The sequence below is a fragment of the Thermogladius sp. 4427co genome, from assembly GCF_051933805.1.
Classification (GTDB): Archaea; Thermoproteota; Thermoprotei_A; order Sulfolobales; family Desulfurococcaceae; genus Thermogladius.
The window spans coordinates 1,000,090-1,014,070 of record NZ_CP196893.1 but is presented as its reverse complement, the minus strand read 5'-3'; the positions used below and the strand labels follow the sequence as shown (position 1 = coordinate 1,014,070).

The 13,981-nt window shown below is 43.4% G+C and carries 11 protein-coding genes; 6 read left to right on the top strand and 5 right to left on the bottom strand.

Translation table 11 applies throughout. From position 1 onward, the window contains the following. Nucleotides 1–8: 8 nt before the first annotated feature. The gene (gene hypD, locus ACSU1N_RS05765; RefSeq protein ID WP_440059292.1) at nucleotides 9–1,169 is read left to right on the top strand and encodes a hydrogenase formation protein HypD; all 1,161 of its coding nucleotides are present in this window, start codon (nucleotides 9–11) and stop codon (nucleotides 1,167–1,169) included. 24 nt (nucleotides 1,170–1,193) lie between these two features. Next, nucleotides 1,194–2,447, top strand: coding sequence for a mechanosensitive ion channel family protein (locus ACSU1N_RS05760; protein WP_440060291.1), 1,254 nt, complete (start codon nucleotides 1,194–1,196; stop codon nucleotides 2,445–2,447). 37 nt (nucleotides 2,448–2,484) lie between these two features. Here ACSU1N_RS05760 and ACSU1N_RS05755 read toward each other — a convergent pair whose 3' ends face one another. Continuing rightward, nucleotides 2,485–4,248, bottom strand: a complete 1,764-nt coding sequence (locus ACSU1N_RS05755) for a decarboxylase (protein WP_440059291.1) — start codon at nucleotides 4,246–4,248, stop codon at nucleotides 2,485–2,487. A 157-nt stretch (nucleotides 4,249–4,405) separates the two neighbouring features. Between ACSU1N_RS05755 and ACSU1N_RS05750 the strand changes: the two genes are divergently transcribed. After that, nucleotides 4,406–5,098: a DUF357 domain-containing protein gene (locus ACSU1N_RS05750; RefSeq protein WP_440059290.1), complete on the top strand. Its 693-nt coding sequence runs from the start codon at nucleotides 4,406–4,408 to the stop codon at nucleotides 5,096–5,098. A gap of 130 nt (nucleotides 5,099–5,228) precedes the next feature. Beyond that, a complete protein-coding gene (locus ACSU1N_RS05745; protein ID WP_440059289.1) occupies nucleotides 5,229–6,068 on the top strand; it encodes a DMT family transporter in 840 nt (279 codons plus the stop codon). A gap of 4 nt (nucleotides 6,069–6,072) precedes the next feature. Here the strand turns inward: ACSU1N_RS05745 and ACSU1N_RS05740 are convergent, their stop codons facing one another. Further along, nucleotides 6,073–7,308 carry a hypothetical protein gene (locus tag ACSU1N_RS05740; RefSeq protein WP_440059288.1) on the bottom strand — a complete coding sequence of 412 codons (1,236 nt, stop codon included), beginning with the start codon at nucleotides 7,306–7,308 and terminating at the stop codon, nucleotides 6,073–6,075. A gap of 178 nt (nucleotides 7,309–7,486) precedes the next feature. Here ACSU1N_RS05740 and ACSU1N_RS05735 point away from each other — a divergent pair, with 178 nt between their 5' ends. Continuing rightward, nucleotides 7,487–8,158 carry a flavodoxin family protein gene (locus ACSU1N_RS05735; RefSeq protein ID WP_440059287.1) on the top strand — a complete coding sequence of 224 codons (672 nt, stop codon included), beginning with the start codon at nucleotides 7,487–7,489 and terminating at the stop codon, nucleotides 8,156–8,158. Between the two features lie 21 nt (nucleotides 8,159–8,179). Here ACSU1N_RS05735 and ACSU1N_RS05730 read toward each other — a convergent pair whose 3' ends face one another. Continuing rightward, nucleotides 8,180–10,690 carry a sugar phosphate nucleotidyltransferase gene (locus ACSU1N_RS05730; RefSeq protein WP_440059286.1) on the bottom strand — a complete coding sequence of 837 codons (2,511 nt, stop codon included), beginning with the start codon at nucleotides 10,688–10,690 and terminating at the stop codon, nucleotides 8,180–8,182. Between the two features lie 178 nt (nucleotides 10,691–10,868). Here ACSU1N_RS05730 and twy1 point away from each other — a divergent pair, with 178 nt between their 5' ends. Further along, nucleotides 10,869–11,963, top strand: coding sequence for a 4-demethylwyosine synthase TYW1 (gene twy1 / locus ACSU1N_RS05725; protein ID WP_440059285.1), 1,095 nt, complete (start codon nucleotides 10,869–10,871; stop codon nucleotides 11,961–11,963). A 2-nt stretch (nucleotides 11,964–11,965) separates the two neighbouring features. On the opposite strand, the gene ACSU1N_RS05720 is transcribed toward twy1, so the two are convergent. Next, the gene (locus ACSU1N_RS05720; protein WP_440059284.1) at nucleotides 11,966–12,385 is read right to left on the bottom strand and encodes an EamA family transporter; all 420 of its coding nucleotides are present in this window, start codon (nucleotides 12,383–12,385) and stop codon (nucleotides 11,966–11,968) included. A 53-nt stretch (nucleotides 12,386–12,438) separates the two neighbouring features. Continuing rightward, nucleotides 12,439–13,980 carry a dihydropteroate synthase-like protein gene (locus tag ACSU1N_RS05715; RefSeq protein WP_440059283.1) on the bottom strand — a complete coding sequence of 514 codons (1,542 nt, stop codon included), beginning with the start codon at nucleotides 13,978–13,980 and terminating at the stop codon, nucleotides 12,439–12,441. Between the last annotated feature and the right edge of the window lies 1 nt (nucleotide 13,981).

Here is a 13,981-nt window from a genome sequence, read left to right as displayed (position 1 = left end):
GGGATGACGTGGAGAATATTATTAAAAACCTCTACGAGAGGTCTCACCTAGCTGGTGAAATCATCGAGAGAATACATTACGAGGCACAGAAAATCGGGCGAGAGATTAGGATTATGAATTTCTGCGGGACACATGAGTGGACTATTACACACTACGGTATTAGGAGTGTGATGCCTGAGAATATAAAACTAATAGCGGGCCCGGGCTGCCCTGTATGTATTACGCCTGGCTACTATGTCGACCTACTCGTTAAATTAAGCATGGAAGGGTATCATATCCTTACCTACGGTGATAGTTTCAAGCTCCCTGGTTCGAAACCAAGGTTCCCTAAGAGTCTATACGAAGCGAGAATGAATGGTGGTAGGGTTAGTGTTGTATATAGTTTCTACGATGCTATCTCTAGGGCTTTGAAAAATAGGAATGAGAGTTTCATCTTTTTCGCCGTAGGTTTCGAGACGACAATGCCTTCGACTGCTATACCCTTGAGCACTAGTAATATCCCGGATAACCTCATGATATTATCAGCATATAGGTATACGCCTCCGGTAATGAAATTCCTATTAGACGAACATCCTGAGGCTAGGATTGATGGTGTCATAGCCCCAGGGCATGTATCCTCGGTCATTGGGTGGAGGAGCTGGTCTTTCCTAGCAGAGGAATATAGTATTCCAACTGTAGTAGCCGGTTTTGAACCACTTGACGTTCTAACCGCTATCCTTCTCATACTGAAGATGTTAAGAGACAAGAAACCTAGGGTTGTAAACGAGTATGTTAGAGTAGTTAAAGCAGAGGGGAATATAAGCGCTCTAAAAGCTATTTCGAGAGTCTACGAGAGAGTCGACGCCTACTGGAGGGGTATAGGCGTTATACCTGGTAGCGGTGCTAAGCATAGAAGCGATTTCAGAAAATACGATTTATTCGAACGGCTAGGCCTCGAAGAGAAAATAGTAGACGATAGGCTTCCCGGTTGCAAATGCCCCGAGGTAACACTTGGCCTTGCCACGCCTTTAGATTGCCCGTTGTTCATGAAGACCTGTAAGCCAAACAATCCTTATGGCCCGTGCATGGTGAGTTCCGAAGGCACTTGTAGGATATGGGCTGAAAACATACCCGTTATAAAGCAGCAATCCACTAAAGATAGAGATCTACTTTTTAAATTCCCTTCCTGATTTAGATTTACCCGAGTGGAAGATATGCCTTCGACAATACTCGAACAGTTTTATTCATATATATCAGCTATTTTCAACAGGGTTGTAAGCTATCTTCCCAACTTTCTTATTTTCATTACTATAGTGCTAATAGGCTATCTAATAGCGTATGCTCTTAAAACCCTCGTATCCTACTCCATAGATTTCTACATTAGATGGAGGCTTAGAAGATACCCTGCTATACAGAGGATGATAGAGCAACAGGTGAGCATAGGCAGGTTAATTGGCTGGCTGCTTTTCTCTGTAATCCTAGTGTATAGCCTATACTATGGGCTAGTCTCTTCAGGGAGCTATCATCCGATAGTCCTAGAGAGCGAGAGCATCCTCGTTTCATTGGGGAGGGTTCTAGTAGGATTGCTAGTAGCGTCTATCCTATTTACCATACTTGTTGTAGGCTATATAGCGATCTCGTATCATATAGTTAGCATTGTATCAAAGTATGCTTCCCTAATCCAGGTATTACTGTTCATAATACTTGCTCTCGTATCAGTGCCTGTGGCAGGACTTAGTATCGAGATTGCTGGGGGAGGTAACGTTGTTCTCGAGTACTATGCCACCTATCTCCCTTTGATTATTTTAATTACTTTCGTAACGTTCATCGGGGCTTTCCTCTCAGTTATCATATCTGAGAGCATAATAAGGTTTGCTGATTTGAAAAACGATCTTAGGAAAGCAACAGATCTCACGGTTAAAATGCTGGTAACACTCCTCTCATTCTCTACCAGTATCTATTCCGCTATCCCGATGTACCCGGCTTTAGCAAACATATCTGATATCATCGTGAGAATAGTAGTCGCTATAACATTATCATTAGTCGGTTTAATGGTTGCAACATACTTCAGGAGCAGACTCTCAGCTATCAACCTGGAAACATTGGTTCCAGCCAACATGATAGAATTCTTATTATTCTCGTTGATACTTATAGCTTTCATAACAATCGCGCTTAACTCTATAGGAATCGATGCTACACTGATCATGACAACGGCTATCGGGGTGGCGATTCTATTAAGCGGTTTGACAATCCTCCAGACTCTACATAGAACGCTAATTCATGAAGGAGTAAGACCGGACACGGCTGTAGCGATAACAGTTCTCGCCTTAAGCTTTTTCATTATTCTGTCAGCTATCGCGTTATTGTCGCCGTTCCCAGAGGCAGGTAGGACACTAGGGTATTTAGCACTAGCGCTTGGAATTATTGGAGCCGGTTATTTCATTGGATACTACATCGGGAGGGGATAAAGAAGCCTAGAGTTTATAGAATAATAAGATAGTATTCCTACCTAATATAACCTTTCGACTCGCATCTGTAGCATTCGATTTTTATTTCACCATCGACTTCGTCAATAATGATCTCAGGTGGTTCGCTTATTAAATTATGCTTCATAGAGAGCGCGTCCTGGTACGCTCCAGTATCTAGTATAACTATGTAATAGTCTTCCCCTTTAGAAGGCAAATGTAGTGGGATACCTCCTAGTTTGATTTTCTGGCCTGGGACAGCTAGCAACCTGTAGTCTACGTTTGCGAAAATAGTCTTTGGATCTCTACTGCTTCTGACATAGGAGATGAACTCCCTGAACTCGCCCATGCTATCACATGTGAGGTCGCTTAGAGAGGCTAGTACATCAGGCTTCTCGTTCAACCTCTGAGCAGGGGCTACTTGGAAATATTGGTTTACAACAACCTTATCCGGGATATCCGCGAATAAGCTGTATGCCACGATATATCTCTTACTAGGTGATGTGATGATCTTGAAGATCAACGGATATTTCACTATGTCGGCTAGTGAAACCTCGTTTTTAGATACCGTTTCAGCTACTTTCAATGTTACAATATTCGTTAATTTAGCTTTAGTAGACTCGATGATATTCTTAGCTCTTAGATCCCACCCAGTCCTCATCTCTATCTTAGACATTACCTCCCTGAACTCAGCCAGCTTCTTCTCTAGCTCACGTAGGTCGCTTGTCTTCTCTATGAAGTCCAGGTCGAGGCTTTCATCAGATTCCTCAGCCCCGTATTCTCTAACCTCGAGCACTTTAGAAACAACAATCCTATGAGCACTCGTTATAATCCTCCCGTTCTCGAACAACAAGTCAGGTTGAAGGCTTGTCTTACTCAACGCGTTTAGCACTATGTTAAAGTATTCGCTAATAGTATAATCTGGTGATTCAGGCATTGCATCACGTATGTCTAGATACGGGTATGCAAGACCTCCTCCCAGGTCTACTGCCTTGAGATTCTCGAAACCATAATCTTTCAAATCTTCGACTAGCCTGGCGGCTTCCTGAACTACTTTAGCCAAGGCTTTCGAATCATATATTTGAGAGCCACCGTGGACGTGTATTGTTGTCACAGTCTTTCTCAAAAACGGATAGTCTTTCAATACGCGGAGAAGGTGGTTAAGCGTCATACCGAATTTCGATGAGAAACCTGTAGAAAGACTCCATTTGCTACCTGTCTTAGCCATGAGTTTAATTCTCAGCCCTAGTTCGAAAACGTCGATGTACTTACTTGCTAACTCGATCTCCCTATCGCTTTCTAAGGTTACTATTATCCTCCACCCTTTCTCGGAAAGCTTCTTCAAGCTCTCTAGCTCTTCGGATGTCTTAAAGCCGTCTAGGACGAGCACACGGTTTTCTTCGTGTAGGATATCTTTCACGCTCTCTAGCTCCTGGAGAGTACCGATTTCAAATCCCCAATTATACTTTCTTCCATGCTCCCATATAGTTCTAACAACTAGAGGGTGAGCGTTGACTTTCAGCGGATATACTGGTATTAATCTCCCTCTGTAAGAATATTTCGTGCTTGCGACCTGAAATTCTTTAACGACCTGATCCATTATCCAGCGGATAACAGGTATGATCCTAATATACGCGTTCGTCAAACCGTATTTCTTCATTAGATCAACTATTCTAAGTCGATCACCTTTCAATTTTATTACTAGGAAGCCTTCATCGTCAATATCTATGAAATTACGCCTTATATAGTGGTTTATACCGTATAATTCCCTACTTAATTCTATTTCCCACCCACTATCTGACATTTCTTTGCTTTCTCCCTCTCAGGGGAAGGTAAACACTCCTTCAACGACTACGTTATATTATAACAGTTTATAAACATGACCCGTTAGTATTACCTGGTTATCATTAGAATCACGGTTTAATCTAGAATATTATGAGATATAATCTCTGGTGTAGCTGTTGGAGGAGAAGATCAGGGCGTATATTAGTAATGTCGAGAAGGCATTGAGCCTTATTAGCGGAGTAGAATTAGACTCGAAAAGCAGAGAGTTGGTAGAACTAGCTAGAGCTTACATGGATGATGCTAAATACTATATTGATAAAGGCGATTACTTCACCAGCCTAGCTTGCATAGCCTATGCCGAGGGACTACTAGACGCGCTTAAGAGGATTGGGAAAATAGATTTCGAATGGGAGCCTCTCTCGAAACTTATTAGTAGACCGAAGGTTTTCGTAGCTGGCTCGTTCGAAATCCTTCATCCAGGACACCTACACATCCTAGAAGAGGCTTGGAAGATGGGGAGGGTATACGTTGTCGTGTCCAGAGACGCAAGCATAAGGAGATTTAAAGGAAGAGACCCTATTGTACCTGAGGAGCAGAGGCTTAAAGTGATCGAGGCTCTGAAATACGTCTATAGAGCCATCTTAGGTGATGAGAAAGATTTCCTAAAACCGGTTGAAGAATTAAAACCGGATATCATATTGCTTGGGCCCGACCAATGGATATCCCCTGACGAATTAAAGAAGCAATTAGAGGCTCGGGGTATTAGAGGGGTTAGCATAGTTAAATTGAATGAGAGGATTGGCAATGAACTATATAGTACAACCGGTATTGTGAGAAGGGCATGCAGTATTGTTAAAAACAACGTATAGCATGGTATGTCACGTCTGCTGGGTAGAAAAGTAGAGGTGTGTATCAGGTAATTAAACTAGTACTATGATAAATCCAGGATGCTTGGAGGACTCTATATAAAAGCGGGGTCTGCTGAGAGTTATGGGGTTCTTGGGGAAGCTGGAGACAGCTATCTACATCCTCATAATATCTCTTTCTATATCGGTTGCGAGTATTCTAGTACTGTTATCGGGTTTAAACGCCGGGTCCTCAGCATTCTGGAGACTTTCACTATCTTCCTTAATTTTATACCTTGTAAGCCGTAAAAGGATCGGTTTCAGAGATAGGAAGATATTGCTAGCATCTCTTCTCTCCGGACTATTCCTCGGCTTCCATTTCATACTCTGGATGGAGAGCCTCTTCCTAATCCCCGTGTTCGAAAGCACTCTGCTAGTTGACACCTATCCGCTCATACTCGTTTTTCTCGAGAGGTTGATTTTCAAAACACGTATCGAGCCTAAGAGTCTAGTAGCGATATCTGCCGCCTTACTGCTCTTATATATTTTCTTAGGCGATGGAAGCATCAAGCTTTCTACAGGAGATGCTTATGCGATAATCTCTAGCTTTATGGTAGCCCTATATTTCCTGCTCGGACGATACATCAGGTATAATCTCAAGTCTGATGTCTTCAACTACGTCATCCCGACTTACGCCTCGGCATCGATCACTTCTCTGATATATACTCTTTCCAAAGGAGGGTTACAAACGCCTGTTAATCTATTCTCGCTGATGGTAGTAGTTTCGATGGCAGTTGTTCCAATGATAGGGGGTCATACTTTGATGAACTACCTTATTGGCAAATATAGATCGCATAAGGTTGCGAGCATAGTATTGTCAGAGCCTATTGGAGCAGGAGTCCTAGCCTACCTCGTTTTCGGGCAGTCTATCAGTATTATTAAAATACTAACCGGTCTAGGCGTGCTAGCCTGTATACTCATTGTGTGGATGTAGCTCTCTAGTATTTGTTTATATAGTCTATTCTAAGACCCAGGAGCTCTCCGGCTATCCTTAAATCTTCGAGCCAGTCGCCGAGTACTAGGGCATAGTGGTTTCCAATACTTTCCTCCACGATTTTATACGCGCCCTCTAGCTCTAGGAGAACCTGTGTCCTACACATATCGCTCCTCCAATTCCATTTTCTTACTCTGCCTAAGCCTATCCTTAGGACTAGAAGCTTCGGGTCGACCCTGAAAACTGTCGCGGGAGAGTCCTCTGGGTATTCGACGCTAACGCCTACGCCGATACCGGACTCGAAGTGTGTCGTTAACCTGAACCTAGATACTAAAGGTGAAGTACAGTGCGCTAGCAGCAGCTGTCTCTCTGTTACTACAACAGGGTTCCCCATGAAAACTGGCTGATGAGCGATAAATTCTCCTAGTGCCATTGAAATAAGTAGCGGGACATCCCCTTCGCACGCCGAAGGCACTAGTCTTGTATTAAGTAGTGCCATAGACAGGCAGGCTGTTGTTCTAATCGTTGTTATTAGATCGAAGCATCTTACGGTTAAGCCGCATAAATTATACTTTCTAATCAAGTTTTCCAGCGCACTATGGAGTTTCAATGCCTTATTTAAATCTTCGGCACTAACATCAACGCTAACAGCTCTAGACGAAAAATCTAGCACCTCATGGGGGCTCGCCTTACTGAATTCCTCAATTAGTTCTTCCATCGGAATATCTACTAGTTCTATCCCTAGCTTCTCTCTTACATATGAAGCGTTAACCCTACTATAAACCAGCCAGCTACTCGGGCCACCGATAACACCATATCTACAACTCCTGAATCTCTCAACACCGTCAAGAACCCTAGAAACTCTGCTAGCATAGTCGATTATCTCTGGAACTTCCCTGAATCTTCTCAATTCGACACGCCTGCTAATATCTCTGAGAAACGCCGCTGCCTCGAGGGATGCTGGAAGACTGTTGTATCCATCGTAATAAAATAGTACCGTATTATCGCACCTTCTCCCTGCTTCAACAATTAATTCTTCAGTACCGCCCGTTGCAACTATGAAAACACCAATCCTACAATTTCGAGCCTCGATAAACTGGTTCTTATCGGTTACAACGCCGATATAATCAACTCTTAGACCTTTTTCTCTTAACACATCCTCTACATGCCTAGAAATCCTCACTCCTACATCATAGCCTAGTCTAGAAGCCAGAACCGCTAATACTATTTTATGTGGCAATTTCAGGAACACCTGGATTAAACCCTTTAGGCTCTAGATTATACATTGGGAATTTAAAAACGGGATTGTTAATATTTAAAAACACTGTACCCAATAAGTTAGAACACAAAAAAAAAAAACTCCTGGTTACCAGGCATACATTGGAGGCTCTTTAGCAAATCGGTTCCCAGGTGATTGTATGGTTAAAATAATAATAATTAATGGTAGCCCAAGGCCTAACGGATCTACTTCAAAATTAGCTAGTATAGCTGCGAAAGGAGTAGAAGATGGAGGCGGCGTCCCTGAGATTGTTAGGCTCTACGATTATCGGATCGAGCCTTGTAAAGGATGTGTTAGTGAAGATGTTAAGAAATGCTACTTCCCTTGCCCAGCATATAGTGATGATTTCAACCGTATAGCTGGGAAACTTGTTGAGTCCGAAGGATTCATAATTGCAACACCCGTCTACTGGTATGCTCCAAGCGGTGTGCTGAAGAACTTCATAGACCGTTTAACCAGCCTTGAAAACATGATATTTCATATCGGCAAAAGCCTTTTAGACGGTAAAGTAGCAGGCTTTATAGCAGTTGGAGCAGACAGCGGTGTTATGATGGCTCTTTCATACCTAATGATCGTGATGAACAGCATGGGGGTATTGATACCGCCGTGGGCTATAGCCTACACACATAATGTAAACCCGTTAGAAGACGAGCAGGCTGTTAGAGACGCTTATAACGTGGGCTTGAATGTTGCTAGGGCTGCGAAACTATTGAAGAATGCTAGCGGCGGGATATGGTATAAGAGCGATGTAGACCTTAAACAGCTAGCCGCGATCGCCTCAAGAAACCTGCTGCTAATTGAGAAAAAATAGTTGCTATTTTACCTTATCAACCTATTCTAGTTTTTCTATTATCGAGTTAACAAGGTATAACATGTTTTTTAGAATCACTTCGGCACTTTCTTTGGTAGATGATTCGACCACTATTTCCACCACGGGCTCTGACCTCATAAACCTTAGGTACGCCCAGCCTGTTTCAGCAAAGAATATTTTAAACCCGTCGCCTAATTCTACAATCTCTAATTCTACATTTTCGACTAGTTTCCTCGCGAACAAAGCTCTTTTTTCATAGGGCAAGTATAATTCTTTCCTGAGTTTGAAGAATTCTGGTATTGAACTAATAGTTTCGTCGATATCGTTAGATACAGCATAGTCTAAAATACTCAAAGCCGTGAAGATAGCATCTGGGCCGAAGTGTAGGAAGGGGAATATAATACTGCCTCTTTCGTCTGCCGCCATAATGTATTTATCGTCTAGTTGATCCGATAGACCCATTAGCCCTGTGCCCCCTAATTCAACTTTTCCACCTAAGTCCTCAACAAATTTAATCAGGCCTTGAGACATTGTTGAAGGCAGTAGGATACGGCCACCAGGATGCTTCTTCAACATTATGGCAGCCATTAAAGCTACCAACCGGTCACCACTTACTACACCACTCCTCCTCGTTGCTAATGCCAGCTTGTCCCCGTCATTGTCGAATATAAAACCTAGGTCGAACCCCGAGTCTCTTATTATATTCGCAGTAGAAGTATATATATTCGCGTAAACATTCTTCCTTAAGTGCCTGGGTACTTTCATATCCGTACAATTAGAATAGTAGACTGAAATATCCATCCTACTGAATACTTCAGGCACTATCCTAGATACTACTCCACCGGCACAGTCAACTAGTATCCTAAGATTCCTCATTCTACTCGCTTCAATAGGAAGATAGTTGAACAATTCCTCTACATAATCTTTTTCAAGCCCGGGTTCTATCGTCAAATGCCCTAGTTCTACGTCAGCAGACCTTCTAATCTGCTCTCTAAAGAATATCTCTTCAATCTTCCTAGACATGTTTTTTGTTAAGAACTTTCCATCCTCTTCGAAAAACTTTAGTCTAAGCCTCATGTGGTCTCCTTGGACACTATTAACGTATACCCCTAGAGGCGTCTTCAGCTTCTTAATACTGTAAGTTAATAACGGCAGGGGTATAGCACCCAGGTATTTGACGTCTACACCTGACGCTAATATACCGGCTTCAACCGCTCTAGCAGCAGCTAGACTCGTCATACTTAGGTCGTGACCGATAAGCACCGTACTCCTCTCTCTGAGAATACTGCCTATCGTTAGGCCGAGCTTCACTAATAGCTCTGGTGTGATATCAATATTGAATACCCCTGATAGACCCCATGGCTCGAATAAGACCCTGCTCCACCTAATACCCCATTTGACATCAGATGAGACGGTAGTATATGGGTCTATGATCTTCGAGGGCCAGATCTTAACCCTGGGTTTAACCTGCGACCCTCGTCCAATCCTGGATTCGTCTCCAATGACAGCACCTTCTCCTATAACAGTATGGTCTCCTATTGTAGCTTTTTCGCCAATAATCGCTCCTTCGACTCTCACAGAGGAGCCTATATAGACATTGTCAAATACGATCGAATTCTCTATGACACTGTCCTCTTCGACAATAACGTTCCTACCTATCACTGTATACGGGCCTATGACAGATGATATAACCTTAGACCCTTCACCGATTATTACAGGCGGTATAATCCTATCTGTTTTTACGGAAGCGTTCCTCCCTATGAAGACACCCTTAGCCTTAGGCTCTTCTCTTATACCCCCTGGTAGGTTTAAACTACCAGATAACACATCAATGTGGGTAGCTCTATATTGTTCGATATCGCCGATATCGCTCCAGTAGTATTTGTCTGCTACGAAACCGTAAAGCCGGTAGTTGTTCTGGATTAGAAACGGTATTAAATCGTTTGCGAAATCCATGTTTTTCCTGCTACCTACGGCTTTGAACACGTGTGGTTCGATAACGTATATGCCTGTATTTATAAGGTCGCTGAAGACCTCGCTTGGAGAAGGTTTTTCTTTAAATCTCGTAACCCTTAGTCTACTATCTAGCTCAACGATACCGAAACGCGTAACATCCTTCTCCCTTCTTACGACTATTGTGAAATCGGAATTGTTCTCATAATGGAATTTGAGTACTTCGCCTAAGTCAATATTTGTTAGCACGTCACCGCTGACAACGATAATCGTATCGTCCCAGGCATAGTCGTCGATCATCTTCTTAACCCCTCCTGCTGTACCCAGCGGTTTCTCTTCTATCGAGTAGTATATTCTAACCCCGAGTTCGGAACCGTCTCTTAAATGTGACATGATCACATTAGGTAGGTAGTAAAGGGTTACGCCAATATCTAGTATCCCAGTGGTTGATTTTACGTGTTCTATCAGTCTGGTTATCATAGGGATGTTAGCGACAGGGATCATCGGCTTAGGTCTTGTGACAGTTAGGGGTCTAAGCCTAACCCCTTCACCGCCAGCCATTATTACAGTTTTAACCATTGCCTAACACCTCAGCAACGCCAACCGTCCTCACGGCAGGATAGCTCGGACACGGGTTCGCTCATCACAAAACCCTGTTATGATATCTAGTATTTTGGCATAATAAAAACGTCTACAAGCAGAGATGGTTAAGTTAATATAAGGCTATTGCTACATCAAACGTTAGGAGGGTCTAACAATGCTGAAATCTATTGACTGGAGCGAGGTTAGAAGGAGGAGGGAGGAGTTCTGGAATAGTAACCCTGCTTATAGAGCGATCTACGAGAGAATGGTTAAACAAGGCTATCACTTCATAGGGACGATCGGCGTTGTAAAAAGATGCCACTGGAGTAAGGAGGCTGTTTTAAGAAACAGGTTCTGCTACAAATGCTTATGGTACGGTATAGAAAGCCATAGATGTATCCAGATGTCGCCTGTAGCAGCATGGTGCTGGAACAGGTGCCTCCACTGCTGGAGGATACAGCCGGAGGATATAGGATTACACTGGGACGAGACGAGGGTTCCTGTAGTAGACGATCCAGAGATCCTTGTAGAGGAAAGTATTAAAGTCCACAGGGAGATAATGGCTGGTTTCAAAGGGAATCCTAAAGCCGACCAGAAACGGGTTGAAGAAGCACTGAATCCGAAGCATGCAGCAATAAGCCTTACAGGAGAGCCTCTACTATACCCGAGGCTCGGCGAGCTTATTAAAGAGTACCATAAGAGGGGTATTACAACATTCCTAGTAACACACGGTACTAGACCCGACGTATTAGGGAATTTAGAGGAAGAACCCAGCCAGTTATATATCAGTATCGAGGCATGGGATAAGAAGTCCTACGAAGAGTTCAATAGACCCCTCGTACCTAGAGCCTGGGAGCTATTCCAGGAGACCCTCGAGTTGGTTAGGAGCTTTAATTCGCCGACAGTATTCAGGATTACTATCGTCAAAGGCTTTAACGATCACGAAGAAGCTCTAAAGAATTTCGCAAAGATGATTGAGAAGGGTAATCCAACATATGTCGAGGTAAAAGCATATATGTACCTCGGCGGTAGCAGGGGGAGGCTTACGCTTGCCAATATGCCTGAACACGAGGAGATAAGAGCTATCGCAAAGAAGCTTAGCGAGTTAACAGGCTACATGCTTTTAAGCGAGAGTATTCCAAGCAGGATCGTCCTCTTAAGCAGAATAGAAAAGCCTATTAGACACGGGAAAGGATGCCCTGACGGCGTAGAGCATCCTGAGAAATGGTGTCCTGTGATAACAAGAGAGTACGAAGAAAGAGAAGATTAGTTCTAGATACTAAGCAGTAGTATAGCTGTAAACATCAACACTAGCGAGACTGCTTTTTTAACCGTCAGACTCTCCCCGAGTATGAGGATGGATAATACAGCCACAAATAACAAGCTAGCCTTGTCCACTACTACAACAGGTGTTGTAGGACCCTTCTGGAGGGCTAGGAAGTAGAGGATCCATGATAGTGCTCCGGCGACCCCGCTTATAATGATAAAAAACACGTCTCTAAGAGATATGGTTTGAATGTATCCGGTCCCTCTGACTGCTAGCATGAAGAAAATAGAGAATAGCATCATTACAACAGACCTTAGAGCTGTAGCAGTAATCGAGTCGACTCCTGTCAGGCCTATTTTAGCGAAGATTGTTGCTAGAGCAGCCATTAAAGCATCTAGTAAAGCATAAAAGAACCATGTCTCCACCGAGACCACCCACTTATATGAAGTAGTGCCTTGTATTTACGCTTTACTCAGAATTAGAATAAGTCCTGGTCTTGAATATAGTCTCTCCCGAGCTTCAATGCGATCCCTGCCTTCCCTAATTCCACGCCGAGGTATACTGCATGATCCAGTAACGATAATAGACCCCTGGCTACAGCCTCTCGGCCTAGCGATACAGGGTCTCTACCGTAGAGTACCTCGTCGGGTTCTTTACTGTTGTATCGGTAGTGTTCTAAAACAATATACCCTCCCACCCTATCGACTAAAACCCTGAAATAGCCCATGGGGTCTAGTCTCTGGGGTTCGACTCTCCCAACATATACTGCTCTCTCCGGCAATACCACTTTAGGCTCCCTGCTCCTCTTGTTTTTAACGTATAAGAGGTTTGTAGTAGGGTAGTCTTTAGGAGGCTTTTTCTCGTAATAAGCCATAGAAGCTAGTCTCACAGCCTTGGCTAAATCGCTTATACAACCCCTCTTCTTATCGCTCGCTTCCGTCTCTAGGAGGAGTTCTACGCCGATCTCTAGAGCTATGGCAGCTAGTATAGCGCTAACACCGTGGCAATCAGCATCAATAAGCTCGGTAACATTCCCAACACCCATGAGGACAGGTATATTTCTCCTCCTACGCTTAAACTCCCAGTATAGTAGGAGGCTTTCGAATAAGCCGGTTATAGGCGGATTTAGAACTGGGTCTACAATTATTCTCCTGAAACCCTTCGATAGAAGACTCTCTATCAATGTATCGAATTCATTTATGGAAGCCTTCTCCCGGGGTAGTACGCTCCGGGATATGACTATAGGCTTATCATAGGCTTTTAGATCAATCAGCTCTTCAAGGACTTGCTTCGAAGAAGCGAATATCATATCGGCTCCAGCCTCAATAGCAGCCTTTACCTCACTAACGTCAGGTACGTCGATTGCTATAGGAGTATTCAGGAGACTTTTCAATCTAGGCACGTATTCACGTATTGCTCTAGGCCTCGGCGAATCTATACTACCCCCTATCGATATAATATCAGCTCCTTCTTCAACAAATCTTCTAGCAGTTGAAAGCAAATGTTCGAAATCCATCTCTGTCCCATGCGTGATCTCAGCTACTATAAGTGGCTTGAAACGCGATACCGGCCTACTAGATCCTTCGCTACCGATTATAAACTGGCTAGTCTCCCACGCTAGACTTTTTATTTTAGATTCTAGCTCTTTCTCGATACTTGCTTTATAAACCCCTAGTAGTTCGTCGGCAGGTTGCTGCGGGGAGAATTCGAAGCCGTCTTTTAAGGCCTTTATAAAAAGGGGGATATCCTGTGCGTAACGGGGTCCTTTAACGATTTTAACACCTAGTTCCCTGGATAGTTGGGATAGGTCGCCTCTCACAAAGCCTGGAACAACTACTAGCTCGAACTCCTTCAATAAACCGTAATGCCTCTCCAGCAACGACCTCAGGTGATCGACTGTTATGAAAGCGGCGATATCGATATCCGCTACTAGAATATCGTACCCAACCCCTTCTATCTGGGAGAGTATGTTCCTTAGAGTGTTTTCGGCAAGCCTACCTGTAACAAATAGGATCTTCAAT